This is a genomic window from Streptomyces sp. NBC_01450, from assembly GCF_036227505.1.
Classification (GTDB): Bacteria; Actinomycetota; Actinomycetes; order Streptomycetales; family Streptomycetaceae; genus Streptomyces.
This window is the reverse complement of record NZ_CP109480.1, coordinates 259530-284820: the sequence shown is the minus strand read 5'-3', so window position 1 is coordinate 284820 and position 25291 is coordinate 259530. Positions and strand designations below refer to the sequence as shown.

Genomic DNA, 25291 nt, shown 5'->3' with positions numbered 1-25291 from the left:
ATAAGAGCAGCCTGTCAAACCCATAAGGGAATTCCGTGAATTTGCATCACGTCCCGGTTCGGCTCGAAAATATTTAGTTCTTCTGACGATGCATTGAGTTTTCGGTAAGAGTGTCGATAATCTTGTCAACAATCGCACGAGCGCCCGGCCGGGTGGCCGTCGTGCGTTTCAATCGGGCGAAGTGTCCGGTATCTGCATGTATATGGCGTACCCGTGGCCAACTGGTGGGTGTTTTCCGTGCGTCCGGGACGCCATTCCGGTATCGAAGGAGTGGTTCGTGAGTAGAGAAAGAACCCGTCGAGTGCGCATGCGACGGACTTGGCGGGGCGTTGCCGGTGCTGTCGCGGCAATTGCGCTGGTCGGCGGTGGCTTTGTTGTGGCAAATGCCTCGACGAATACGCAGGCAGTCAAATCGGCGGCAGGTGTCAAGCGCCCGGTCGACAAGCATGCCACTGGCGTCGGCGCCGTGGTCAGCGCGGCCAACGCGTTCCTGAACACGCTGGACGCCGACCAGCAGGCGGAGGTGCTGCTGGACCTCTCCCAGGCGAACGCGACGGCGTGGTCCAACCTCCCGTGTGGGTCGTCCTGCCGGCCCGGTATCCAGCTCGGCTCCCTGACCGACACCCAACTGACCGCCGCCATGAAGGTTTTGAAGCTGGCCACGGGCACCGGCAAGGGCACCGGGTACGACCAGATCACGCAGATCATCAAGGCCGACGACGTGCTCAACTCGGCGCAGAGCACCAGCTCCGCGGGGCCGGCGCCCTCGGACAACGCGTCGAGCACGGCCTCGGCGGATCCGTCCGTCACGGCGGCCCCGAGCTCGACGCCCACCGATGCCCCGACGGGCGCCCCGCCGTCCGGCGGACCCGGAGGTGGAGGCCTCGGCGGATACGGCAGCGGCGTCTACTTCCTGGCGTTCCTGGGCACCCCCTCGGCGGACGGCACCTGGCAGCTGCACTTCGGTGGCCATCACCTCGCCGTGAACCTCACTTACAAGAAGGGCAAGGTGGCAGGTGCCAGCCCGTTCTTCGTCGGGGTCGAGCCGACCACCTGGACCGACGACGACGGCACCACGTACTCGCCTCTGGCGACCATGCGCAACGGCCTGCTCGCCCTGACCGGCAGCCTGAGCACGGAACAGCTGGCCACCGCCAAGCTGTCCCAGTCGTTCAGTGACGTGCTCCTCGGACCGGGTGAGGACGGCCAGTTCCCGGAGACCAAGGAGGGCATCAAGGTCAGCTCGCTGTCGCCCAAGCAGAAGCAGCTGGTCCTGAAGGCCATCCACCCCTGGATTGCCAACGTGGACGATGCCACCGCGAAGAAGCTCATGAAGACGTACGAGCGTGAGCTGAACCAGACCTACGTCGGCTACTCCGGCGGCACCGGCCTGGACGCCCAAGGCGACTACGTACGCATCGACGGCCCCGGAGTGTGGGTCGAGTTCGTCTGCCAGAACGGCGTCGTGTACCGGGACCAGATCCACTACCACACCGTGTACCGCGACCACACCCGCGACTACGGCAGCGAGTTCACCTTCTCATGACCCGACCGCGAACTTGGCTGACCACAGCACTTCGCCTGGTGGCCGGGATCGCGATCGCGGTACCGGCGGCGCTCCTGCTCGGAGCGTCGCCGGCCGCCGCGCATCCGATGCCGCACTCAGTGGTCCAGCTCGACGTGTACAAGGCTTCCGTCACCGCGCGGCTCGAACTGCCGGTCGGCGACTTCTCCACGGCCAGTGGGATCGATCTGACCAGTATCGACTCGGCCGCCCTGCCCGCCAAGGCCAAGGCCATCCGCACCTATCTCGGTCGGCACATCAGCCCGACCACCCTCAAGGGCGAGGCGTGGCAGGTCAGTATCGGCGCGCTGAGCCTCAGCCGCACCCAGCAGACTGCCACCGGCCCGTACCGCGAGCTGGTCGTCAAGGCCGTGCTCACCCCGCCGACCGGCGGCGACGTACGGTACTTCACGCTGAACTACGACGTGATCGTCCATCAGGTCGTCACCCACGTCGCACTGGTGTTGGTACGTCAGGACTGGGCCGCAGGACGGGTCAGCGGCGAGGGCGCCACCCAGGTCGGTACCGTCCGTCTCGACATCCGGCACATGAGCGTCCCGCCACTGACCGTCGACCTCGGCAAGGGCAGCGCCTGGCGTGGTTTCGTTGCCATGGTCGAACTCGGCGGCAACCACATCCTCACCGGCACCGACCACCTGCTGTTCCTGCTCATCCTGCTCCTGCCCGCACCGCTGCGGGCCACCGGGGGACGCTGGAACGGCCTGGTCGGCGCCCGAGCCGCGCTCGGCCGCATCGGCCGCATCACGATCGCCTTCACCGCCGGCCACTCCGTCGCGCTGGCCGCCACCACCCTCGGCCGCCTGGAGGTACCCAGCTGGCCGGTCGAGGCGTTCATCGCCGCCAGCATCCTCGTCGGCGCGATACACGCGATCCGCCCACTGTTCCCTGGACGGGAAGCGGTTGTGGCCGGCGTCTTCGGCCTCGGCCACGGTATGGCGTTCTCCTTCGTGCTCGCCGAGATGCATCTGTCCACTGGACAGCTCGTGTTCAGCCTGCTCGGCTTCAACCTGGGAATCGAACTGCTCCAGCTCCTGCTGGTCTGCCTGGCCCTGCCCTCGCTGCTGGTACTCGCACGCCTGCGGATACAACCCGCGCTACGGCTGTCCGGCGCGCTGCTCACCGGCACGGCTGCCCTCGGCTGGCTGGCCGATCGGCTCGGCGCGCCCAACCCGGTCGCCCGGACGGCCGACAGCGCCGGATCCCACACCACGCTGATGCTGGCCACTCTCGCACTGGCCGCGGTCGTCGCCGTCGGTTGGTCACTGGCCACCCACTGGCGAGCATGGTCCGAACAGGGTGGTGGTGTCCGCCTCCGGTCACGGTCGCGACCGGAGGCGGAGGCGGCGCATGGATAGGTGCTCTCACACAGCCCGAGTCGACGCGCCGGTCATGCGCAGCACGACTCGAGATCTGGTGGCGGACAGCCTCCGGCACGGAGCCGGGGGTGCGGGGCGAGTCCGGGGTGCTGAGTGCCGTGGGTGGCCGGCTTCCAGCCGGGCAGCATCGCGACGAGCTCTCGACGCCGATCCGGGGGTTCCGGTGGTGTCCTCGAAGGGCTCTACCGGCGCCTCGGCGACGAGTTCGTACGCCTTCTGGCGGTCCTCCGGGAGGTCGGGGAGGTGCCAGACCTCAGACACCCAGATCAAGTGTCTGAAGGCACAGAACGCCGAGCTGAAGGACCGTGTCACCGACCGGGACGCGACCATCGAGGAGACCATCGACACCAGTACCAGCTGCTGACGGTCCGTCAATGGCCAGTTGTGATTCCCCGCTGTCGGGCACATGATGAGGAGCCATCCGGCCGTCGGCGGGGACACCGAGTTGATGTTCCGGGGTGGATGGCTATGTCGGTTCCAGGCCGTCGCAGTGATGAGGACCTGGCCGGTGAGCCTTACGGTGGTGAGGTCGGCCAAGGCACACGATCCAGGTAGCGACCTCGCGTGGTTCGCCGCGGCGGCCGAGGGGGATGCAGCCGGCCTTCATTTCCTGCTCGATCCCCTCGACCGTTGCCTCGGACATGACCTAGGGCCGGAGCACGATCTTGCCGTGGGGGTGCCGCCCTTCCAGCTCGCGGAACGCGTCTCGTACCCGCTCCAGGGGATAGGTGCGGGCGATCGGCACCTCCAGCTCCCCGCGCGCGGCAAGCCGGGCCAACTCGCCGAGCACGACCGCGCATGCCGCCGAACCTTCTCCGTAGGTTCGCGCCCCAACCCGAGCCGCGGCCTGCCAATCGCGGATCGTGTTGATCCGCTCGGGCCGCACGCCCAACTCCACTGCCAGCTCTACGTAGCCGTCGCCGAACGTGTCGATGAACGCGTCGACATTCCCGCCGGAAGCCTGCCGGATCCGTTCGGCCACGTCCTGCCCGTACTCGACCGGGACGACGCCGTGATCCTTCAACCAGGCGTGGTTTTGCTCGCTCGCCAGCCCGATCACCGTGGCGCCGCGCCGCCGCGCGAGCTGCACGGCAAGTGACCCGACGCCGCCCGCCGCACCGGAAACGACGACCGTGTCGGCCGGTCCGGGGTCCACCGCGAACACGGTGGCGTATGCGGTCGTGCCGGCCACGTACAACGACCCGGCCACGTCCCAGGACAGCTCCTCTGGACGTAGGGTCAGGTTCACGTCGTTGACCACGACGAACTCCGCGTGGCTCGCCCTGTGATGGGTGAAGCCGAGGACCTCGTCGCCCACCGCGGCGCCGCGCACCTGCGGACCGGCCTCCACCACGACGCCGGCCAGATCGCTGCCCTGCCCGGAGGGGAACGTCGCCGGCCAGCGTTCGTGCCGGGCGCCCTTGCGGATCATCGCCTCGCCGGGCTGGATCCCGGCCGCACGGACCTCGACCAGCACCTGCCCCGGGCCTGGCGCGGGCCGCTCCACCTCCTCCACCCGCAGCACATCGATCCCGCCGTACTCGTAGAACCGCACCGCCTTCATCGCGTGATCACCGCTCTTCCTCGTCGGGACAGGCCTTGGACGGTCGCGCCCTGGGTGGCAGCACATCGACCGTGCCATCGCATTCAACGGCTGGGGAACGGAGTTGTCTTCCCAGGATCAACGATCCGAGGACGTATTTGACGAACGGTGCTGTCACTTCCGGCATGGGGATGCACGGCGACGACCTCGATACCTGCTTGCCCTGCCTGCTGGACGGTTCACGGCTTCTGGCGTGATCTCGCCGGAACGAGACACGACCAGCGCGGGACACAGCGAGTGCGGAGACAACCTGGGCCACATCTCCGGATCGTGCTCCAGCAGCCCCGCGTACGGATACGCGGGGAAGTGTGCCTTCAATAACGCGGACTGGCGAGTGGGGGCGGCGAAGGCCACCGCGTGTGCGCGGCAGCGGCTTCCCCCGAACCAAGCTTTGGAGCCGATGACTTGGCCGCTTCGACAAGAAGTGAGGCAGGCTGTTGCGGCGTCATGGATCTCAAGAGGAAGTCCACTCTCAAGTGACCGCTCCATCGGAGCGATCAGCTCTCGGGTTGTCTAGGTAGACTGACGGCATGGCATGCCGCATCAGTGAGCTGGTCGTCGACTGCGCCGACCCCGACCGACTCGCCGCATTCTGGAGCGAGGTTCTCGGCTACGTCGAACTCGGCCGGGAGGAGGACGGAAGCATCGAGATCGGGCCGCCCGACGTCGGCTTCGGCGGTCCGCAGCCCACCCTCGTCTTCAGCCCCAGCAGTGACCCGCGGACCGGGAAGCTCCCACTGCACATCGACGTCAACGCCACCGACCGCGACCAGGAAGCCGAGCTGGAACGGCTGCTCGCTCTCGGCGCCAGGACCGCCGATGTCGGCCAGACGGGCACCGAGGGCTGGCACTGCCTGGCCGACCCAGAAGGCAACGAATTCTGCCTCCTGCGCACCCGGCTCCAGCCCCTCTGACCACGTGCGTACTGGCGCCAAACCGTGCGGCCGTTCGAGCGAGGCCGGGGGTTTGCCATTCGACGAGCGTCCGCGGCTGTTGCGGCGGCGGGTCTCCGCGTAGAGCTGGTCGTAGGTGGGGCCGCCGGCCTGGAGGACGGTGGGAACCCCGAGGAAGGTCGGAGACTGCGCGCGCTCCTCCCGCGCGTCGAGTTGACCTGTCTTCTCTTCGGCTGCCGCCTGGCTCACCGATAGCCCTTCCACGCAGACCAGCTCTCGCCAGCAGAGCGATGCGGCCCTACCGCAGCGATCGCTTCGCACCACCGGCACCGACCAGCTTCACCGCACTACGCCGCACCGAAGACGCCTTGTTGTCCGCGTTACCCGACGACTTCGAGATTCTTGTGTTTGCCCCAGTCCTGCCTCTGGTAGCGCATTCGGCCGTCGCGACGGCCGGTCCGCGCAAGGTGATCGCAACGGTTCGCGGCAGCGAGATTGCGGCCGACCCGACGAACGCCTTGGCGCTGGAGGTGTCCTTGCGACGTTCGCTGGCTCTGGCCGTAGATCCTCGTTCCAGCATGCCGATCCGGCTGGCGGCGAGTCAGCGAGTGGTTCGTGCCCAGTACTGGCCGCCCGATCATTGAACGACTATGTGGTGACCTCGCCGCGCTTCCAGACATTACCGTGCTTGAGGATCGGGCCGGACGACGGGAGGCGGCTACTACATGGGCGTGTGCTTCAAGATCTATGCCGGGGTTGAAGACCAAGACGACGAAGTCGCCGACGGCGGCTTCGTCGATTGGAGTCAACTCCTCACAGGCAACCGCAAGGAACTCCTTCTGATCAGCGACTTCGACGTCGACCGACTAACTGAAACGATGCCATCGTCGCCCATACTGGACCAGTCCCCATCGTGCTGGACGGGCGACCCAAGCCACAGGTACTGACAATTGCTCGTCGCCCCCTGATGGGGGCGTGCTTCATGGATGCGGATTCATCCCCGTCGGCCTCAGGGCGGTTAGATGCTCAGGTGGTGAACTGGGCGCAGATGTACGACTGCTACGGAGACGTTCATCGCGTCCCCGAGCTACTGGAGCGGGTCGGGCATGATGACGACGCGGAAGCGTGGGATGAGCTGAGCTACCGCTTGGTCCTCGAGCGTGACTTGGTGTTCCCTGCTGGGTTCGCCGCACTGCCGCGCCTGGTGCGTCTCGCATCGCGGAGCGCACGGGCGCGTGGACTGGCCGGGACGATCATGCGGTGTGCGGCAGGGGGCCACGGTTGCGATGATCTGCTCGCGGACTGCGCCGACGCGATCGCGGAACCCCGTAAGCTGCTGGATCGGCACCTACGGTCGCGGCCGGCCGACTACCTTGCGACCTTCCTCGACTGGCTCGCGGTCGAGGAGCAGTACCACTGGAGTGCGGTCGTGGGGGACTTCTCGGACGACTTCTACCAGGTCGCCTGCCCTCACTGTGCTGCCGAGGTGACGATCGCCATCGGCGATTACGGGCACTGTTCGGTGATCCGGGACTGGCACCTGGGCGACGTGGATCGACGCAACCTGAGGCCGGCGTCCCCCGATGACCTCTCTGCCATCGGTCGATGGATGCATGCGACTGCCGTTCGTGACGGGCAGGACGTTCTCGCCGACGGGATCACCTATCTCTTCGGCCAGGCAGAATGCCCGCGGTGTGCCAGCGTCTTCAGCATCGCGGATGAGTACACGGCCTCCAACCGCCCCGTCATGTGAACGCGATGGAGGGGAGCGACCGCCGTTGGCTCAGAAGCGGAGCCGCAGGCGGATCGAGGCGGCAGCGACCTTTCCATGGAGCACATGGGCCCGCTTGTCGTAACAGGTAGCGACAGCACGGGAGTTCTTGAGCCGGTGTGACGGCGGATACGGCGGGATGAGTACTCTTTGTCGCCACTTAGGTGGTTGGGCCGAGTAGGTGGGCGTCCACCTTCAGGCGGCAGTCCCGCCGCGGGAGATTGGTCCGGTGCTGGAACAGAATCCCGTTGATCACCCTGCGGTAACACTGCCACCGTCCGCCTCGACCCACGTTTCCCGGCCGATGCGGTTCAAGCCGAGTTCATTCCTCATCAGAATGATCTCCCCGCCCCGCGTCGGGCGTAACGATGGGCCAAGAGGTGAGTCAGTTGATCCTTCGGACAGAACCTGGTTGGCATCAAGATCGCCTTCGCCTCTCAGAGGTGACAGCGCATCACTTCGATGTACACGGCTGTGCCCGGCCCGCCAGCGGGGACGTTCAGGCTCTCAGGTCTGGCATTGCTTCGTGGATGCGGAAGACCAGCCACTCCAGGCGGCGCCGTCGGCCCGAGCGTGTACTCGGATTTCGACTTTCACCGGGGCGCATACTCGGGTCGTGCTTCCCACTTCGACAGGGCCAATGGCTTCGCCGGCCCTGACGTAGGCGCGACCGGTGCCTACTCTCTCCCAAGAACCACCGTCGGGGCGTGAAAATGCCTCGTAAGAGACGTTGAGTCCCTTTGTCCCGGTGTTGCGTGCCTTGATGTACGCCGTCATCTCTCGAGAGGGGAAGGGGCCGACAGATCCCCGCTGGGCGCTGATGCAGCCATTGATGGCCACCCGGCCGGTCGACGTACCTCCGCCACAGGCGATTGCTGCGGCGTGAGCGTTGGCGGGGATCGTCATCATGGTGAGCGCGGCTGCGCCCAGGACCGTTGCGGCACGCCTCAAATGCAATGCCTCATCCCTTCGGTGGGTCGGTTTTCTCTGAAGAGACCATGACTCACCTGCGGGCACAAAAGGCGATTTTATTGAGTCTTTCACTCAAATAGGTGTAGGTGGCCTAAAAATGGGAGGCTCGGCGGTGCGGGCCCTCTGCTTCGGCCAGGCGAGCACGACTCGCGGGCGCAGGTCCGACTTCACTTCCTTACAGGCGTCGGCCTCCCGCACCGACAGCGGCTCGCTGATTTCCTCCAGCAGTAGACGCAAGTGTTTGGCGGCGCCGATGAACGCCAGGCGCTTGACGGCATCGTCGCCGTGTATCCGGAGGTGGCCGCGCAGGACCTCGGGGTGAAGGTGAGGGTGGCTGTGGACAGCGGGAGGCGGCACCGGTAGACAACGCCATCAGGGTCCCCGGCGGGGTGGTTGCCGTTCCTCACACACCCTTGACTGCAGCCGGGGCTCGCCTGGTCACGGCTTCACGCCCACACGACCTGGTGCGGTCACAGGTGGGCGGTGAATCGCTCGTCGGGCAGTTTGCGCGGCCAGCCCCGCCCGACCGGCTTCGTCAGCCTCCCGCGCAACGGCTCCAGCCTGCCCCGCACCACGGTCTCCAGGCCCAGCACAGCGCCGACGTTCTTGGTCTTCACCGGTCCGTCGGCCTGCCGCACGATCGCCAGGACGCGCTGGTAGTCCGGCGGCACCGCGGTCTCCTCCATGCTGAGGCCCCGGCGCGGGACCAGCAGTACCGCCCGGCCGGCCACCTCGGCGAGGACCGGGGTGCGGCATCGGCGGCGGCCAGTTCGGCCGGACGACACAGGATCCGTTCGGCCACCGCCAGTTCCTCACGCTCGGCGTTGACCTGCTCCAGCTGCTCGGCCGGCTTCGCGGCCGGTGTGTCCAGCTCGCCTCGGCGGGCGGTGATCCGCTCCCGCACCTCGCCGCCCCCTGCCCACGCCCGTGTCAGCACACGGTCATGGATCGTAGAGACGACGATGCCCGTCCTTCCGCTGCCACGCCCGACATCGTCCGCGACGACTGCCGGCTCCATCCGGGTCGAGGGCTTGGAGTAGGTGTCCAGTTGGGAGGGGCCGGAGGCGTAGTGGTCGATGATGTGCCGCACAGCGGAGTCGTAGGCGATGTCGACCACCAGGGCGTCGACTGAGGCCTGGCCATCCCGAACGCCCTCGATCACCTCATCGCCGGTCGTACGGACTCGGACGCGGAGTGCGCGGGCAACGAGCTGCTTGTCGAAGGCCGGCGGGCGCCCGCCTCGGCTGCCGGGTCGGAGCCGGTTGCGGACCTGGTCGGCCCGCTCGGGGATGGTGTGGCCGATGCCGTGCCGTCGCAGCCAGGTGCGGATGGCCCGGGAGCTGTAGCCCTTGTCGCCCAGCACGTGGGCGGGGCGTGTGCGGGGCTGTCCCGGGCCGATGCGGGGCACTTGTATCGCTTCCGTCACGGCGGTGAACTGGGTGCAGTCGTTGGTGTTGCCGCCCGTGAGTGTGAAGGCGAGCGGGCGGCCGACACTGTCGCAGGCCAGGTGGATTTTGCTGGTCAGGCCGCCTCGGGAGCGTCCGAGGCCGGGACTGCGGGCCCCCCTTTTCGGGCCCCGGCGGCGTGCTGGTGGGCGCGGACGATGGTGGAGTCGGCCGACACCAGCCAGTCGATGTCCCCAGCCGCATCGACGTGCGCCCGGGCGGCCCGGAGCATGCGCTCGAAGGTGCCCAGCGCCCGTCGGCGAAAGCGGGTGTGCAGCGTGGCCCACGGGCCGTACCGCTCCGGCACGTCCCGCCAGGCCGTCCCGGTGCGGGACTTCCACACGATCCCGTTGAGCACCTCGAGGTCGTCCAGCCACTGCCGGTCCCGCAGTGGTACCGGCAGCAGCGGTCCGACGAACTCCCACTCGACATCGGACAGTTCATGGCGACGTATCACCCGCCCATGATCCACCACTCAAGATCTTTTGAAGATACGGCCTAGGGCTGGACCTAGGGCGGGGGGTATCTGCCCGACGAAGGCGCGTCGCGCGCACCGGACGTGATCCAACGCATCCCGATGTGCCGACGATTGTTCGCCAGCATGAATAGGAATCACGTATCCATCTATTGACGCGTCCATGGTAAGCGCTTACGGTCCCCTGCGAGAACGCGGGAAAGCGCTTTCTCCTGCACGGCACCCCTGGTCACGGACGAACCTGGAGGCAGAACGATGCAAGTGAGACCCGTCATCGCGTGTGTCAGCCTGCTGGCCGGCGCGCTCGTCGCGCTGTCCGGCACCCCGGCCCAGGCCGCGAGCACCACCCAGTACGTGTCGCCGAACGGCACCGACAGCGCGGCCGGCACGCAGTCCGCCCCGACGACCCTCACCACGGCGATCAGCCGCATCGCATCCGGCGGCACCATCTACCTGCGCGGCGGGACGTACAACTACTCCTCGACGATCACGATCCCGGCGGGCAACAACGGCACCTCGATCGCCCGCACCACCCTGTCCGCCTACCCGGGCGAGACCCCCGTACTGAACTTCTCGGCGCAGAGCGAGAGTTCGTCGAACCGCGGGCTCCAGCTGAACGCCGACTACTGGCACCTGTACGGCATTTCTGTCCAACGCGCCGGCGACAACGGGATCTACGTCGGCGGCAGCAACAACGTCGTCGAGCGGACGGTGACCGCGTACAACCGCGACACGGGACTGCAACTGGGCCGGATCTCCTCCAGCACCCCCAGCAGCCAGTGGCCGTCGAACAACCTGATCGTCAGCTCGGAGTCGCACGACAACGCCGACTCCGATGGCGAGGACGCCGACGGCTTCGCCGCGAAGCTCACCACCGGCACCGGGAACGTCTTCCGTTACGACGTCTCCCACAACAACATTGACGACGGCTGGGACCTGTACACGAAGACCGACACCGGCGCGATCGGCCCGGTGACCATCGAGTACTCCCTGTCCTACAAGAACGGGACGCTGAGCGACGGCACTGTGAATTCCAACGGTGACCGCAACGGCTACAAGCTCGGCGGCGACGACATCGCGGTCAACCACGTGGTCCAGCACGACATCGCCTACGGCAACGGTCACCACGGATTCACGTACAACAGCAACCCGGGCAAGATGACGCTCTCGAACAACGCGAGCGTCGACAACGCACAACGCAATTTCTCCTTCGACGCGGGCACTTCGGTCTTCCGGACCAACACCTCGTGCCGCTTCACCGTCAGCGGCTCGAACGACAAGACCGTCGGCGACGCCGACAGTTCCAACCAGTTCTGGACCGGCACGAACGGCTCCCGCTGCTCCTCCTACAGCGGCACCCTGGGCTGGTCCTTCGCTACGGACGGGCACCTCGCCGTGACCTTCGGCGGCAAGGTCGTGACGCCGTAACCACGACTGAGGCGGGGGCCAGGCGCTCGCGTTCCGTAGCCGCGCGAACGACGTGTCCAGCCCCCGCTTCAACACCCCTGCAACCGGCGCCTCCTCGAACCGGTGCGCCAGCCAGTTCAGTATCGGGAACCCGGCGATCACGACCGCGACCAGCAGCCGTGCATCCATCGTGTCCAGGCGGTTGACGAGAAATCTACGCGGCCTCCGACTTCGCCCGCCCCCGGGAGGTCAGCCAGGCCAGGAAGTCGTGGGTGCCTCCTGCGGAGTCGGTGCGGATCAGCGTGCGCCGACCGCGCTGGTAGCGCTTCGGTAGTGGGGCCAGCGCAATCTTCGTCGTGGTGATGTGGTCGGCGGCGGTGTTGCTGCCCGCGTTGTCCGGCCGTAGCAGCCCTGTCACCGGCTTCCCGGCCCCGTCCGGGCCGTGGTCGGCGGACGCGGCCAGCGGGTGATGCCCGAAGGTCCGCTTCCACGTAGCTGTCGGGTCCTGCTGCGACCAGCCCGGAGACGGACGGTGAGATCGGAGGCCACCAGTTCGAACAGGGCGTCGGCGCCGCCGGGTGTAAGTGGTGCGCAGGAGGAGGATCTTGTCCGTGGGGCGGGACAACTGGGCCACGATCTGGGCGAGGTGGCGTGGGGCCGTTCGCTTGCGTGCGGGCCGATTTGAACCACGGCGACCGTCAAGCGTCCGCTTGTCGAGCTTGGCTCAACATTCGCGGGGAGCGACGACCTCCGGGAGATGACGGTGCGCTCGACGGCGTTCGGGCCTTGCCGACAAGGGACAGAACTTCTGGTTCCGTGGTTGCATCCGTAGGCCGATGGGACATGCGCCTGGGCCGCCGACGCCTACCCGTACGCGGCGCGCCACCGCTTCGCGAGAAGCTTGTCAGTTCCAGCGGACGGTAAAAGGCAAAGGCAAGGAGATCTCTCTCCTTGCCTCTCTTAACGTATAGCGCACTGGGGGGCTTGCGGCAAGACCCGGGTGGTGGCGCAAAATCGTCGGCCGAGGCCACAACCAGCGGAAATGAGGGCACGACGTGCGTGTGTTGTCGACGTATGGGGGACGCGGTGACGTCGAATCAGTGGTGGGACTGGCAGTGAGGTCGCGAGCGCTCGGGGCGGTGGCGCGGGGGTGCGCGCCGCCCGGCTGGGCGGAGCGGTCGGCCGACTCGTCAGAGGTAGGGCAGCGAGAGACGAGGACATGCCCGACAAGAGGTTCGACAGAGCTGGAGGCGCCGGTGAATCGATCGGCCAGTGCAGTGCAACGGGACACGGCTGCCTCGGAGGTATCGCGATGATCGAGCGGTACGTGTGGGATCTTCAAGAGGTTGACGAGACGCAGGTCGCGGTCGTCGGCGGCAAGGGCGCGCACCTGGGCGCGCTGTCGCGGATCGAAGGCACCCGCGTGCCGGGCGGCTTCTGCGTGACGACGGACGCCTTCCGGCGGATCATGGCGCTGGCGCCGTCGATCGACGAGCCGCTCGATGAGCTGTCGCGCGTGAGCCCGGACGACCGGGAGGCGATCCGCACGCTCAGCGCCCGGATCCGCGAGACCATCGAGGGCACGGCCGTCCCGGTCGATCTCGCGGAGGCGATCACCGGCGCGCTCGCCCGGCTGGGCGAGCGGTCCGCGTACGCGGTCCGGTCCAGCGCGACGGCCGAGGACCTGCCGACGGCGTCGTTCGCCGGCCAGCAGGACACGTATCTGAACGTCGTGGGGCCGGCGGAGATCCTCCGGCACATCAGCCGGTGCTGGGCCTCGCTGTTCACCGAGCGGGCCGTGACCTACCGCCGGCGGAACAGCATCGACCACCGTACGGTCCACATGGCCGTGGTCGTCCAGCGGATGGTCCTCCCGGACGCGTCCGGCATCCTGTTCACCGCCGACCCCGTGACGGGAAACCGGAAGGTCGCGACCGTGGACGCCGGCTTCGGCCTCGGCGAGGCGCTGGTGTCCGGACTGGTGAACCCGGACGTCTTCAAGGTGCGCGACGGCCAGGTCGTAGCCCGGACGATCGCCGCCAAGCACCGTGCCGTGCACGCCCTGCCGGCCGGCGGTGCGCGCGAAGCGGCGATCGACCCGCAGCGGCAGGAACTGCCGGCGCTGACGGATGACCAGGTCGTACGGCTCGTACGGCTGGGGCGGCGGATCGAGGCGCACTTCGGCCGCCCCCAGGACATCGAATGGTGCCTGGCCGACGACGCCTTCCGGATCGTCCAGAGCCGGCCGATCACGACGCTGTTCCCCGTTCCCGAGAGCGGTGACCAGGAGAACCACGTGTACGTCTCCGTCGGCCACCAGCAGATGATGACCGACCCCATGAAGCCCCTGGGTCTCTCCATGTGGCGGCTGACGGCGATGGTGCCGATGCATGAGGCCGGCGGACGGCTGTTCGTCGACGTCGCCCCGCGCCTGGCCTCGCCCGCGAGCCGCGCCGCGCTCCTGGAGGTCATGGGGAGAGGCGATCCGCTGGTCAGGGACGCGCTGGAGACCGTCCTCGACCACGGCGATCTCGTCCCCTCGCTCCCGGACACGGGTCCTGTCGGACCGCCGGCAGCAGGTGCGTCCACCGCCCCGGCCGAGGCCGATCCGGCCGTCGTCACCGAACTGATCGAGCGCAGCAAGGCGTCCGTCGCGGCTCTGGAGCGCGGTATCCGCACGAAGACCGGACCGGCGCTGTTCGAGTTCCTGCTGGAGGCCTTCACGGAGCACAAGCGGGTCCTCGGTGATCCGCTGAACATCCAGGCGATCATGGCGGGGATGGAGGCCACCTGGTGGCTCAACGACAGTCTGCTGGAGTGGCTGGGCGAGAGGAACGCGGCTGACACGCTGACGCTGTCCGCCCCCGACAACATCACCTCGGAGATGGGACTGGAGCTGCTCGACGTCGCCGACGTGATCCGGGCGCGGCCGGAGGTGGTGGCGTTCCTGCGGGGCGTCGAGGACGAGGGCTTCTTGGACGAGCTGGCCAAGCTCGCGGGCGGGGCCGAAGCCCGCGATGCCATCGAGGCCTATCTCGACCGGTACGGCATGCGCTGCGTCGGCGAGATCGACATCACGCGGCCGCGGTGGCGCGAACGCCCCAGCACGCTGGTGTCCGTGATCCTCGACAACGTCAGGAACTTCGAACCGGGCGCTGCGGAGCGGCGCTTCGAGCAAGGGCGGCAGAAGGCGGCGGCGAAGGAACAGGACGTGCTGGCACGCCTGCGGGAACTGCCAGACGGGGACCGGAAGGCCGACGAGACGAAACGGATGATCGACCAGGTCAGGGCCTTCGCCGGCTACCGAGAGTATCCGAAGTACGGCATCGTCAGCCGCTACTTCGTCTACAAGCGGGCCCTGCTGGAGGAGGCCGAGCGCCTCGTGCGGGCCGGCGTGCTTCCCGAGAAGGAGGACGTCTTCTACCTCACGTTCCAGGAGTTCCACGACGTCGTACGCACTCACCAGGTGGACGAACGGCTCATCGAGCGGCGCAAGGAGGCGTTCCGGTCGTACCGGGCGCTCACCCCGCCCAGGGTGCTCACCTCGGACGGTGAGGCCGTCAGCGGGGCGTACCGTCGCGACGACGTGCCGGCCGGCGTCCTGATCGGCCTGCCCGTCTCGGCGGGGACCGTCGAGGGAAGGGCCCGCGTGATCCTCGACATGGCGGAGGCCGATCTGGAGGCGGGCGACATCCTGGTCACTCCGTTCACGGACCCCAGCTGGTCGCCGCTGTTCGTCGCGGTCGCGGGCCTGGTGACGGAGGTGGGCGGCCTGATGACCCATGGCGCGGTGATCGCCCGGGAGTACGGCTTGCCGGCCGTCGTGGGCGTGGAGCAGGCCACCCGGCTGATCCGGGACGGGCAGCGGATCCGCGTGCACGGAACCGACGGATATGTCGAGATCCTGCCTTGACCGCGTTCTGTTCCTTTTTGGTCACGGCGGCGTTCTGGACCGGCCGGCCCAACAGATATGGAAGTGTCGGTTGCTGATCCTTGCACCAGGGACTCTGGCGTACTTACTTGACGATGCGACAGCTCGCCCCGTTGTTCCGCATCTCCAAGTCGGCCGCGGAACGGATCATCGACCACCTCGGTCCGATACGTGCTTCAGTCCCGGAAGCGGTTCCAAAAGGACACGGTGCTCTGTGTCGACGGCCCTCTGGCTGGGAGGAGTCCGGCGCCGAAGCCGCCGGAGGCAAGACGGCGACGATCGCCGACGGCGGCTGTCAGGGCACCGATCCGGACCGCGAGGAGTAACTGCATTTCGCCGACGGCCTGGGAGGGGCAGGCCGACGCCGTCCGTATGGCCAGGTAGCGATCGCGGTCTGCGTGACCGCGATGTGATCAGCCGGTCTTGACGGCGAAGGGGCCGCCGTCGCCGAACGCGAGCCACGCGAAGTTCTCGCCGATGCGGCGGTGTCCTGCGGGATCAGGATGGACCTCGTCGGGCAGTGGCAGTTCGGCGAAGTCCTTCTCGCCGTAAAGGTCGCGGCCGTCGAGGTAGTGGAGGTTCGTGTCGTCAGCCGCCCGCTGTTCGACGATTCGGGCGAGTTCGTCGCGGATGACGTTGAGCGTCAGGCGCCCGGCGGCGCGTTCGGCGGGATCGCCCGTGGCCTTGAACCGCAAGGTTCCGCCGTCGAAGTCGGGCGCGAGGGGGCCGGGGGTGTCTTCCTGCACCGGGCACAGGATGGGGGACACGACCAGCAGCGGTGTGGTCGGGTGCCCGTCGCGGATGGTGTCCAAGAAGCCGTGGACCGCAGGGGTAAAGGCGCGCAGGCGCATCGCGTCGGTGTTGACGATATTGATGCCGATCTTGAGGCTGATCAGGTCCGCGGGGGTGTCCCGCATCGCGCGGGCGGTGAACGGGTCGAGCAGCGCGCTGCCGCCGAACCCCAGGTTGACCAACTCCACCCCGCCCTGGGCTGCGGCCAGGGCGGGCCAGACGGCGGTCGGGTGGGCGGCGTTCGAGCCGTGGCTGATGGAACTGCCGTGGTGCAGCCATACTCTGCGCCCGATGTCCGGCGCCGGCTCGACCGGGGCATTGGTGCGCAGGGCGATCAGCTCGGTGATCTCCGTATGCGGAAGCCAGATCTCGACGTCCTTGTCACGCGCCGGCAGACCGGTGAACCGGGCGGTGCCGGCAGGACCCTCGCGCACTTCGGCGGACTGGGTGACCATATCGATGATCGTGCGGACGTTTCCGCCGGCCACCGTGGCCTGGGCGGCGAGGCGGCCATCGACCAGCAGGTCGTACACGCCGTCCGCCGGGGCCGGGAAACCTCGGTAGACCCGCTTGGTAGGCAGCGTGTCCAGTTCGATGGTGGTGGCCCGGGTACGAAATGCCAGGCGCACGCCGGAGGGCTGGGCCTCGGCTACGGCCAGTTGGTTGTCAGGGATCTGTCGGCGAGCCCGAGCGGGCAGCCGATGCGGCAGCAGGCCGTGCGCGGTCGGTTCCACGTCGAGGAAACCGCGCAGGATGTCCGCGGTGACAGGTGTGGTGATCCAGTCGTGCTCAGTGTTCATTGTCCCAGCCTGTTGATCAGATTTCCGGATTGTTTAGGTGTGCCGGGGCGCGGCGCGGTGGACGGTCTTTGGTGGCGCGGTGCCCTGCTGGTCGAGGCGTGGTTCGGTTCCGCAGCGGAGCGTCGACGGAATCCAAGATCCAGGCCCAGGATTCCGGCGAGTCGACGGCGGTGTGGCCGAAGCCTCCGGCCGTTTCCAGGCTGACGTAACCGCGGGAGACGCTGTCCAGCATCCAGGCCGCGTGCGTCTGGTCGGGCTCCGTCAGGTCGTAGCCACGCGGGATCGCCCGTCATTTGTGCGTGACGTACCCCGGCGCTGGCGCCCGGCCGTCCCGGGGTCGAGCCTGAGTCAGGCGGCGGCGCTGCCGCCAGGATGCTCCCGGCGTGGTCGCGGCAGGCATCCGCTTCAGGCGCGAGCGCGGACTCGCGACCTTGACGTCGAACCTCTGGGTGAGCGCCGAGACGGTCACCCGGTCGAAGCCGACGTCGTCGGCTACTTCCGCACCGGCCAGGGTCAGACGTTCCGGGGCCGGCCCTGCTCTAACCATAACCTTCCTCCCATTCAGCGACAACTATTATGCATTTGCCTAATAGTTTTAGGCAAACTAGCCTGACGCTCATGAAACCGCTGACTGAGCAAGAGATCCGTGCCGCGTTCGTGAACTGCACCAAGGGCGAGGCGAAGCGCCTGTCCGTCCCCCGCGACCTGGCCGAACGGCCCTGGGGCGACCTGGACTTCCTCGGCTGGCGGGACCCCCAGGCCCCCGACCGGGCCTACCTCGCCACGGAGTTGGACGGTCGCCCGGTGGCACTCGCGCTGCGCTGCCCCGGTGCCATTTCTTGGCAGACGCGGCGCAGCATGTGCTCGATGTGCCTGACCACCCACACCGGGGGCGTCTCGCTGATGGTCGCCGCGAAGGCGGGCAAGGCCGGGCAGCAGGGCAACTCCGTGGGCTCCTACATGTGCAGCGACCTGGCCTGCCCGCTGTACGTGCGGGGCAAGAAGGACGCGGGCGTCGGTGCGCGGCTTCCCGAGTCGCTCACTCTGGAGGAGAAGATCCAGCGGACCGTCGCGAACCTCGTCGCGTTCATCGCCAAGGTCACCGCATGAAGCAACCAGCCACGCACGCCACATCCGGCCGGCGGCCGCGACGCACCGTGCGCGACTGGGTCGTCGACTTCTCCTGCTTCCTGTTGGCGGTCCTCCTTGGCCTGACGGCCGCGCACTCCCTGGCTGACCAACCAGGCCTGTCGCGCCCCCTCGCCGTCCTCGACCCGACGCTCGGCGTGATCGCCTGTGCGGCGGTCTGGCTGCGGCGCCGGCAGCCGGTCGGCCTCGCCGTCGCGATGGTCCCGGTCGGTCTGCTGTCCAACACCTCGGGCGATGTGGCGACGGTCGCCGTGTTCACACTCGCAGTGCACCGGCCTTTCCGCGATGTCGCCTGGATCGGCGGCGTCGGCCTCGCGCTCGTCCCGCTCCTCTACTGGCTGCGCCCCTACCCCGACCTGCCTGACGCCGGAGCCGTCGCGCTCACCTGACTGTTCAACGCGTCGATCATCGGCTGGGGCATGTTCGTCCGTTCCCAACGGATGCTGATGCTGAACCCCAGGGACCAGGCGCACCAGGCGGAGAGCGAGGCACGGCTGCTCGCTGAGCAGGCCCAGCGTCTGGCCCGCGAGGCCCTGCAGGATCTGCGGGAGATCATCGGCGTGCTCCGGGCCGGTGAGTCCGATCCCGGCGACAGTCTGACCCTCGCCGTCACCAACCCGGCCCCGCCCTCGGAGGTGCCACCAGTCCCCGGCACAGGCCAGGGACTGATCGGCCTCACGGAACGCGCGGCCCTTACGGGTGGTCGCCTGGAACACTGCGCCACGCCCGCCGGGGGCTTCGAGGTGCGGGCATGGCTGCCATGGAAGGAACCCTGAGGGGTCCGCCCGGGGACCGCCCCAGGGCTTCCCAACCGCCTGCCGCCGACGCTGCGGCAAAGGGGATGCGGAAACGGTTCCGGCACCCTCGCTCCGCTCACCGTGGCAGAAGTTCGGCGGCACCGACGGCACCGAGCGGACCATTCCAGACTTGGAGCCCTTCGGTGCGGAGCCAACCCTAGGAGGGTTCAGTAACGCATCAGCTCGTGCTGCCATTCGGCCTCGGGCTGGTTGTGCAGTTCGAGGTATGCCTGGGCGAGCACCGCCGGGTCGAAGCGCGCTTCGCCGCCGCCGATGTCCCTTGTGATCGTGACGCTGGTCGCGTGCACGCCCGTTCCCACCAGTTGGTTGTGAAGTACTTGCACGTACGCGCGCAGCGCGGCCTTTCCGACGGACAATGACGCGTGTTCCTTGGAGGGCGACAGCGCGTAGCCGCCGCCTGTGAACAGGAGGCTCCCGCGGCCATCACGCAGCTCGGGCAGGACGGCGTTGGCCGCGACCCTGGCACCCAGGACATTGACGGCCGTGACATTGGCCCAGTCCTGGTCGTCACCGCCGATGGGCGAGTCCTTGCGAAGCACACCGACGTTGTACACGAGCACGTCGGGAGCACCCAGCTCGGTGATCGCGGAGTCGAGCGCGGCGCGCAGGTTGTCGGGGTCCGCGGCGTCCGTGACGTAGCCGCGGACGTCCTGGCCGGTGGAGGCGAGCTCGGCAGCGTAGGTGTCCAGCCTCGCCTTGTCGCGGGCGAGCATGGCGACCGGGTGTCCGGCATGGGCAAATGTGCGCGCGACGGCGAGGCCGAGGCCGGGTCCGACGCCGACGATCACTGCGGTTCCGAGGGCCATGGCGGTCCTTTCTTCGATGGGATGGGAAGTCATGTCGTTGATCATTTTTCGGGAATCGGGACGATCCAGGGCTGTGCGCCCGCAGCCAGGCGAGCGCGATCCGGGCGGGGCGGCGCGCCCCGCCGGCCGGGCCGACCACGGTGGCCGGGCAGCCGCTGACCCCGCTCGCGGGTGACCTCGCCCACGCCCCCCAACGCGTGACCGCCCTCGTGCCGGGCGGTGGTTCGACCCGGCACAGGTTGCCGGCAGCGGCACTCCCGGCAATCGCGAACAGCAGCCTCAGACCGCGGTTCACACCGCGTGCGACAGGAGCAGGTACGGGATCGCCTGACACGTGTGCGGTGTCGGCGGCCGTGGTCTTGCTGGTCATGGCTTCAAGGCAACCAGCAGCGCCGACAGTGCGGCAGGACGTGTTAAGGGGGTACTGCCAAGTCCTCCTTAACCGCACCACCCGTGCCTACCGTGGAGGCATGGACCATCGCAGCCAGATTCAGGAGTTCCTGGCCACCCGCCGGGCGCGGATCAGTCCCCAGTCGGTAGGGCTGCCCGTCGCCGGACGCAAGCGGCGGGTGCCTGGGCTGCGCCGCGAGGAGGTCGCCGCTCTGGCCGGGCTCAGCGTCGACTACTACATCCGGCTGGAGCGCGGTGCGCTCACCAACGCCTCCGACAGCGTCCTGCAGGCCATAGCCCGCGCGCTGCGACTCGACGCCGCCGAGCAAGCCCATCTGATCGACCTCGCCCGCGCCGACCAACCGTCCGCCGCATCCCGATCCCGCCGCACCTCGCCCGCGGCGATCGCCCCGCAGCTGCAGATGGTCCTCGACGCCCTCGTCGGCGTCCCCGCACTGGTGCGCAGCCCCACCCTCGACATGATCGCCACCAACTCCCTCGGTCGCGCCTTGTACAGCGTGCTCCACATTGGCGCGCGCAAAGCGCCGAGCCTCGCCCGGTTCACGTTCCTCGACCCCCACGCCCGCCAGTTCTGGTGCGACTGGGACGAAGTCGCCGACGACCTCACCGCCCAGTTGCGCGCCGCTGCCGGCGCCAACCCCTTGGACCGCGCCCTCATCGACCTCGTCGGCGAGCTGTCCACCCGCAGTGACACCTTCCGCGAGCTGTGGGCCCGCCATGACGTGCGCGCCCACGGGCGAGGCACCAAACGATTCCAGCACCCGGTCGTGGGCGCGCTCGAACTGCGCTACGACCTTCTCCACCTGGCCGCCGAACCCGGGCTGACGATGATCACCTACACCGCCGAACCAGGAACGACCTCACACGACAACCTGTCTCTCCTCGCGTCCTGGGCGGCCAGCCAAGAGAGCGACATCGACCAGAACCAGTCCGCGCCCTCAGGTCAGGATTGATCCCCCACCTGAGGGAGGCGAGACCTGACGAAGGCGAGAACACCGTCCGCGTCTCAGAACACCGGGCCCCGAGTCGGCCGGGCGTCGGAGCGGCGCGTCGGCCGGCATCCCGGCCGATGAACAGGACGCTGCAGGAGCGCGGTGTTCGTCCCTCGTGAGGTGGAGCCGCCGCATTCGGCTTCCTGCAGTTCTGGTCACGTCCGATGTCCACGCTGACGCCGACGCCGACGCTTTGCCGCGGCGGTCTCACCTGTGATGGGAAGCCAGTAGTAGAGGATGAAGGCGGCGATCACGGCCACGCCGAGTACGGGAACCAGGGCGCCGAGCAGGATTCCGGTGGCGAGCCAGACCAGGGCGAGCCGGAAGCGCCGGCTGATGGCTGTCACGCCGGCTGCGTCGATGGTGGCGGTGAGCAGCCGGCGGTCACGGCGGACGTACCCCCAGATGACGTTGAAGAAGATGGCCAGGAGCGCGAAGGCGGCGCCGTGGAAGACGACAGCGGTGCGCTGCCCGTGTCCGTCCGGGAACGCCTCGGCCAGCACGGAGGCGGCGAACGGCAGGAGCGCGACGTCCATCAACAGCAGGGTGTTGAGGAAGAGCACCACTCGGTCGGCGCTGCGGATGTGGTCGAACATGATGTGATGGTTGGCCCACACCTGCCCGATCAGCATGAAGGTAAGGACGTAGGCGAGGTACGACGGCCAGAGTGTGGCGAGGCCGTGCAACAAGTGGCGGGTGTCGTGCGGCGGGCGGATCTCCAGGACGAGCAGCGTGATGGCGATGGCGATGACGCCGTCGCTGAAGGCGACCACCCGGGCAGGATCGCGCTCCACGCCGAACGACGTCGCCGCTCCTCCCGCTCCATCCGGTCCATCTGGTTCATCTGGTTCATGAACAGGCTCTGCCATCGCTCCAGCCTCCGGCACCGCACGCCTCCACGCCCGCAACCAAGGGGCGTTTCCCCAGCGATACAAAGCCCACACAGATCCTCAGCCGCGCCGCCGTCGGGTCGACGCCGCCCTCGACGCTCTGGCGGCGGATACTCTCCCCGCTGCTCAACGCGCCGGAGTTGAAGCACAACAACACCGCTTACCGGCCGGTGATGGATGTGGTCGATCTACTGAAACGGACGGGCGCCCGACACGCGTCCTGGTTCCCCAACTCGCGCCGCGCCGTAGAGCGGGTCGCCCCGCTGGTGTCCGCCGCACGTGGAGGAAGTGCGTCATCTCGCTGGGGCGTCCCGGAGCGCCGTGTGCCGTCACAGGACCGCTCCCATGCGCCAGGGGACTATCTCCTCCGTCCCGAATCCGAGAGCCTCTGACTTGCTCTCGGCACCAGAGGCCATGTCCACGAGGGCTTCGAACAGAGCGGTGCCGTACGTGACTTGATCCGGGTGGCTCATGGCGGGCCCGGCGTCGAAGTCGATGTCGCCGCTCATCCGCGCGTACAGCCCGCTGGTGGTGCTGATCTTCGGACAGGGGACGGGGCGAGAGCCGAACAACGAGCCGCGTCCGGTCGTGAAGGCGAGCAGATTGGCGCCTCCGGCGACCATGCCAGTGGCCGACACCGGGTCGTACCCGGGAGTGTCCATGAACGTCAGGCCCGGTGCGGTGATCGGCTCCCCGTATCCGACGACGTCGTTCAGTGGGCTGGTCCCGGACTTGAGTACGGCGCCCAGCGGCGGAAAGATACGTACCGACGTGCTCGATGAGACATCCGGGAGTTGTCGAGGAGATGGAGACACCCGACGAGACCTGCGCGGAGGACGTCATCGCATGTCGACGAGGACGTCCTCCAGCCTCGGCCAAGGGAGTCGACACCTTGATGGCCAGAACGTGGGCGCTACCGTCCGAGTGGTGATCTTCCCTGGTTCGTTCGATCCGATTCCGGCATTGTGGGGGACCGCGACGGCAGTCTCCCTGGTGGACAGATCGCCGCTCACGACTGCTTCGGCGCGATTGATCAGGCGATCCACCTCTTTCCGTCAGGATCGGAACGGGCGGACCGGGACTCCCGCCGTACCGACCTCGACAACGAACACGGACCCGGACAGCGGGGACCTCGCCAGTTCCTCTGCGGACAGACCGTTGCGGGCGGAGGTGATGAACAAGCGGCCGCCCGAACCGAAAGCGCAACTGGTCGGCTGAAGGACAGGCACAGGAACGACTCCGACGACACGCCCCGTCGGGTCGTATCGGCGCACTTCGCGCCCCCCGTGCATGGCTACCCAGAAGCACCCCTCCACGTCAACGGCAAGACCATCGGGAACGCCGGTCCCCTCGGTCTTCGCCAGCACCTCCAGCCGGCCCAGTTCTCCCGACTCGGCGTGAAAGTCCGCCCGGTAGAGCAGATTGGCGTAGCTGTCGGCGACGTACATGACGGTGTCCTCGGCGTTCCAGCCCAACCCGTTCGGCAGCACGAGACCGTCCGCGACGACCACGCTGGGCGCGTCACCGTCCCAACGGTGCAGTCGACCCTGGCCCGGCGCGAACTCCATGTCATTGCTGCCGGCCCAGAATCTGCCGTGGGAGTCCACCTTGCCGTCGTTCATTCGCAGGTTCGGTTGGGGCAGCACACGATCCACCAGCGTCAGCCCGGTGTCGGTGACGAAACCGAACCCGTCCGCCACCGCGGCGACGAAGCCGTCGTGTGCGTCGCGGGGCGCGACCGCGCCGACCATCATGCCGACATCCGTGACGGTCTGCCGGCCGGTGGACAGATCGTCTTCGAACACCTTGCAGCCGTAGATGTCGACCCAGAGAAGATGTCCGGTGCGGGGATCGAACACCGGCCCCTCACCCACGTCTGACGTGTCGCTGCGCACTGCCACATCAGTATTCGAGTACGTCCGGACATTGGCCATCGTGACTCCGCTCGTTACCTTCCACAGCCAAGAACCCGACTGCCGTCCCGTGGCAGGCGACTTTCGACCAACCTGACCCCGGTCGCCCATGGTCGTCAATGGCGATTCACGGATGAGGGGCATTCGTTCCGCGAATGAGTCTGAGCCCACTAAACCGGTGGGACAGCGGTCGTACCTTCAGGTCGCGGCGCCTGTACCATCGCTCGAATAAATGCCCGTGCCGCTGCGCCCAGGGGGCGCTCCGAGTGCCACCAAATTCCCACGTCCCGATACCGGTTGAGGTGGCGAATGGGACGCATCTCCATTCCCTCGCGCTGGATCATCACCGCACCCAGATAGTTGATGATGCCGAGTCCGTGTCCGGCACGCACCATGGCGCCGAGTGTGGTCGGCTGATGGGCCACGGTTCCGTACGGCGCGACCAGGTCCTTGATGCTCAACTCGACCTCGACCTCGACCTCGACCTCGACCTCGACCTCGACCTCGACCTCGGCCTCGTAGCCGACGACCGTATTGGCGAGCGGATCGCCGATCGTGATGACGCGCTGGTCCGCGAAGTCTCCCAGATCGACCTCGTTCTTCTCGAGCAAGGGATGTCCGGTGGGCGCGAGCACGACGACGGGCTCACGCCAGAGCGGACGCATGGTGAAGGCGTGATCGTGGGGTTCGGGCCGGATCGGGCGCAGCGCCACCGAGACCCGACGCTCGGACAGGGCCGCCTCGATGAAGCTCACGTCTCCGTCCAGGACCGCGACGCGGATCTGTGGGTGCGCCTCCTGCAGTGCCGTGATGACCGCCGGGAGTAATTCCGAACTTCCGCTGGCGAAACTCGCGACCGTGACGGTTCCCGTGATGTTGCCCAGATCGGTCTGGCGCGCGGTGACCAATTCGTCGGCAGCCGCGAGAACCGCCCGCGCTCGCGCCAGCAGGGCACGCCCGTCGTCGGTGAGGGTGAGCGGTCTTATGCGGCGTTCGATCAGCAGGCAGCCGAGTTCACGTTCCAGGTTCGCAATGTGCGCCGACACGCGCGGTTGCGACAAATGCATCTTATCGGCCGCTCTGGTAAAGCCGCCGGCATCCACGACCTCGATCCAGGTACGCAACCAGGCCAGTTCGAGAGTCATTGGCCGAACCTCCTTGCTCCACAGCCGGACCACTGCCGGTGCACTATTCCTTCGGGTAGCGTTCCATCTGCGCGGCAGATCATCCGTATTCGCATTTCGCAGTTGACGAGTTCCGAC

18 protein-coding genes and 5 pseudogenes are annotated in these 25291 nt (G+C 67.8%); 12 read left to right on the top strand and 11 right to left on the bottom strand.

What is annotated here, in order from left to right; translation table 11 throughout:
- Nucleotides 1-466: 466 nt before the first annotated feature.
- From OG568_RS01330 to OG568_RS01320, 3 genes are all read left to right on the top strand, one after another.
- Nucleotides 467-1546 (top strand): DUF3500 domain-containing protein, encoded by a 1080-nt coding sequence (locus tag OG568_RS01330; RefSeq protein WP_329529897.1) that lies wholly within the window; start codon nt 467-469, stop codon nt 1544-1546.
- Nucleotides 1543-2940 (top strand): HupE/UreJ family protein, encoded by a 1398-nt coding sequence (locus OG568_RS01325; protein WP_329529896.1) that lies wholly within the window; start codon nt 1543-1545, stop codon nt 2938-2940. Before OG568_RS01330 ends, OG568_RS01325 begins: the two co-directional genes overlap by 4 nt.
- Before the next feature lie 184 nt (nt 2941-3124).
- On the top strand, nt 3125-3325 hold the full coding sequence (locus OG568_RS01320; RefSeq protein WP_329529895.1) for a hypothetical protein: 201 nt from the start codon (nt 3125-3127) through the stop codon (nt 3323-3325).
- Nucleotides 3326-3607: 282 nt separating this feature from the next.
- Here the strand turns inward: OG568_RS01320 and OG568_RS01315 are convergent, their stop codons facing one another.
- A complete protein-coding gene (locus OG568_RS01315) occupies nt 3608-4525 on the bottom strand; it encodes an NADP-dependent oxidoreductase (RefSeq protein WP_329529894.1) in 918 nt (305 codons plus the stop codon).
- 569 nt (nt 4526-5094) lie between these two features.
- Here OG568_RS01315 and OG568_RS01310 point away from each other — a divergent pair.
- The 3 genes from OG568_RS01310 (at nt 5095) to OG568_RS01300 (ending at nt 7210) form a co-directional block, all read left to right on the top strand.
- Complete coding sequence (locus OG568_RS01310; protein WP_329529893.1) at nt 5095-5478, top strand: VOC family protein; 384 nt, start codon at nt 5095-5097, stop codon at nt 5476-5478.
- Between the two features lie 269 nt (nt 5479-5747).
- A complete protein-coding gene (locus OG568_RS01305) occupies nt 5748-6101 on the top strand; it encodes a hypothetical protein (RefSeq protein ID WP_329529892.1) in 354 nt (117 codons plus the stop codon).
- A gap of 389 nt (nt 6102-6490) precedes the next feature.
- Nucleotides 6491-7210 (top strand): hypothetical protein, encoded by a 720-nt coding sequence (locus tag OG568_RS01300; protein WP_329529891.1) that lies wholly within the window; start codon nt 6491-6493, stop codon nt 7208-7210.
- A gap of 1460 nt (nt 7211-8670) precedes the next feature.
- Here OG568_RS01300 and OG568_RS01290 read toward each other — a convergent pair.
- Both OG568_RS01290 and OG568_RS01285 read right to left on the bottom strand, forming a co-directional pair.
- Nucleotides 8671-8871 carry a hypothetical protein gene (locus tag OG568_RS01290; RefSeq protein WP_329529890.1) on the bottom strand — a complete coding sequence of 67 codons (201 nt, stop codon included), beginning with the start codon at nt 8869-8871 and terminating at the stop codon, nt 8671-8673.
- 575 nt (nt 8872-9446) lie between these two features.
- Nucleotides 9447-10120: pseudogene (locus tag OG568_RS01285) on the bottom strand (IS5 family transposase); the annotation flags it as partial.
- A gap of 255 nt (nt 10121-10375) precedes the next feature.
- On the opposite strand from OG568_RS01285, the gene OG568_RS01280 reads away from it, so the two are divergent.
- Nucleotides 10376-11548 carry a right-handed parallel beta-helix repeat-containing protein gene (locus OG568_RS01280; protein ID WP_443077509.1) on the top strand — a complete coding sequence of 391 codons (1173 nt, stop codon included), beginning with the start codon at nt 10376-10378 and terminating at the stop codon, nt 11546-11548.
- A gap of 214 nt (nt 11549-11762) precedes the next feature.
- On the opposite strand, the pseudogene OG568_RS01275 reads toward OG568_RS01280, so the two are convergent.
- A pseudogene (locus tag OG568_RS01275) lies at nt 11763-12038 on the bottom strand (transposase); the annotation flags it as partial.
- A gap of 801 nt (nt 12039-12839) precedes the next feature.
- On the opposite strand from OG568_RS01275, the gene rph reads away from it, so the two are divergent.
- Nucleotides 12840-15440: a rifamycin-inactivating phosphotransferase gene (gene rph / locus OG568_RS01270; protein WP_329529889.1), complete on the top strand. Its 2601-nt coding sequence runs from the start codon at nt 12840-12842 to the stop codon at nt 15438-15440.
- Nucleotides 15441-15535: 95 nt separating this feature from the next.
- A pseudogene (locus OG568_RS01265) lies at nt 15536-15781 on the top strand (transposase family protein); the annotation flags it as partial.
- A gap of 90 nt (nt 15782-15871) precedes the next feature.
- Here OG568_RS01265 and OG568_RS01260 read toward each other — a convergent pair.
- Nucleotides 15872-17050: a GDSL-type esterase/lipase family protein gene (locus OG568_RS01260; protein ID WP_329529888.1), complete on the bottom strand. Its 1179-nt coding sequence runs from the start codon at nt 17048-17050 to the stop codon at nt 15872-15874.
- A gap of 16 nt (nt 17051-17066) precedes the next feature.
- A pseudogene (locus OG568_RS01255) lies at nt 17067-17597 on the bottom strand (TetR-like C-terminal domain-containing protein).
- 71 nt (nt 17598-17668) lie between these two features.
- Between OG568_RS01255 and OG568_RS01250 the strand changes: the two are divergent.
- Together OG568_RS01250 and OG568_RS01245 are read left to right on the top strand one after the other, a co-directional pair.
- Nucleotides 17669-18160: an FBP domain-containing protein gene (locus tag OG568_RS01250; RefSeq protein ID WP_329529887.1), complete on the top strand. Its 492-nt coding sequence runs from the start codon at nt 17669-17671 to the stop codon at nt 18158-18160.
- Nucleotides 18157-18975: pseudogene (locus OG568_RS01245) on the top strand (hypothetical protein). The gene OG568_RS01250 and the pseudogene OG568_RS01245 overlap by 4 nt, the downstream one beginning before the upstream one ends.
- Nucleotides 18976-19163: 188 nt before the next feature.
- Here OG568_RS01245 and OG568_RS01240 read toward each other — a convergent pair.
- The gene (locus tag OG568_RS01240; RefSeq protein ID WP_329529886.1) at nt 19164-19856 is read right to left on the bottom strand and encodes an SDR family oxidoreductase; all 693 of its coding nucleotides are present in this window, start codon (nt 19854-19856) and stop codon (nt 19164-19166) included.
- Between the two features lie 437 nt (nt 19857-20293).
- On the opposite strand from OG568_RS01240, the gene OG568_RS01235 reads away from it, so the two are divergent.
- A complete protein-coding gene (locus OG568_RS01235) occupies nt 20294-21187 on the top strand; it encodes a helix-turn-helix domain-containing protein (RefSeq protein ID WP_329529885.1) in 894 nt (297 codons plus the stop codon).
- A 194-nt stretch (nt 21188-21381) separates the two neighbouring features.
- On the opposite strand, the gene OG568_RS01230 is transcribed toward OG568_RS01235, so the two are convergent.
- The 4 genes from OG568_RS01230 to OG568_RS01215 all read right to left on the bottom strand — a co-directional run bounded on the left by OG568_RS01230 (nt 21382) and on the right by OG568_RS01215 (nt 25174).
- Nucleotides 21382-22020, bottom strand: coding sequence for a TMEM175 family protein (locus tag OG568_RS01230; RefSeq protein WP_329529884.1), 639 nt, complete (start codon nt 22018-22020; stop codon nt 21382-21384).
- A 425-nt stretch (nt 22021-22445) separates the two neighbouring features.
- Nucleotides 22446-22931 (bottom strand): hypothetical protein, encoded by a 486-nt coding sequence (locus OG568_RS01225; protein WP_329529883.1) that lies wholly within the window; start codon nt 22929-22931, stop codon nt 22446-22448.
- Between the two features lie 240 nt (nt 22932-23171).
- A complete protein-coding gene (locus tag OG568_RS01220; protein ID WP_329529882.1) occupies nt 23172-24173 on the bottom strand; it encodes an SMP-30/gluconolactonase/LRE family protein in 1002 nt (333 codons plus the stop codon).
- Between the two features lie 26 nt (nt 24174-24199).
- Nucleotides 24200-25174, bottom strand: coding sequence for a LysR family transcriptional regulator (locus OG568_RS01215; protein ID WP_329529881.1), 975 nt, complete (start codon nt 25172-25174; stop codon nt 24200-24202).
- Between the last annotated feature and the right edge of the window lie 117 nt (nt 25175-25291).

What these genes read in the sequence shown, in the direction of transcription:
- OG568_RS01280 (WP_443077509.1), top strand. Translation starts at nt 10,376, where the DNA reads ATGCAAGTGAGACCCGTCATCGCGTGTGTCAGCCTGCTGGCCGGCGCG.
- OG568_RS01260 (WP_329529888.1), bottom strand. Translation starts at nt 17,050, where the DNA reads ATGAACACTGAGCACGACTGGATCACCACACCTGTCACCGCGGACATC.
- OG568_RS01325 (WP_329529896.1), top strand. Translation starts at nt 1,543, where the DNA reads ATGACCCGACCGCGAACTTGGCTGACCACAGCACTTCGCCTGGTGGCC.
- OG568_RS01215 (WP_329529881.1), bottom strand. Translation starts at nt 25,174, where the DNA reads ATGACTCTCGAACTGGCCTGGTTGCGTACCTGGATCGAGGTCGTGGAT.
- OG568_RS01235 (WP_329529885.1), top strand. Translation starts at nt 20,294, where the DNA reads ATGGACCATCGCAGCCAGATTCAGGAGTTCCTGGCCACCCGCCGGGCG.
- OG568_RS01220 (WP_329529882.1), bottom strand. Translation starts at nt 24,173, where the DNA reads ATGCCCCTCATCCGTGAATCGCCATTGACGACCATGGGCGACCGGGGT.
- OG568_RS01310 (WP_329529893.1), top strand. Translation starts at nt 5,095, where the DNA reads ATGGCATGCCGCATCAGTGAGCTGGTCGTCGACTGCGCCGACCCCGAC.
- rph (WP_329529889.1), top strand. Translation starts at nt 12,840, where the DNA reads ATGATCGAGCGGTACGTGTGGGATCTTCAAGAGGTTGACGAGACGCAG.
- OG568_RS01250 (WP_329529887.1), top strand. Translation starts at nt 17,669, where the DNA reads ATGAAACCGCTGACTGAGCAAGAGATCCGTGCCGCGTTCGTGAACTGC.
- OG568_RS01305 (WP_329529892.1), top strand. Translation starts at nt 5,748, where the DNA reads ATGCGGCCCTACCGCAGCGATCGCTTCGCACCACCGGCACCGACCAGC.
- OG568_RS01240 (WP_329529886.1), bottom strand. Translation starts at nt 19,856, where the DNA reads ATGACTTCCCATCCCATCGAAGAAAGGACCGCCATGGCCCTCGGAACC.
- OG568_RS01315 (WP_329529894.1), bottom strand. Translation starts at nt 4,525, where the DNA reads ATGAAGGCGGTGCGGTTCTACGAGTACGGCGGGATCGATGTGCTGCGG.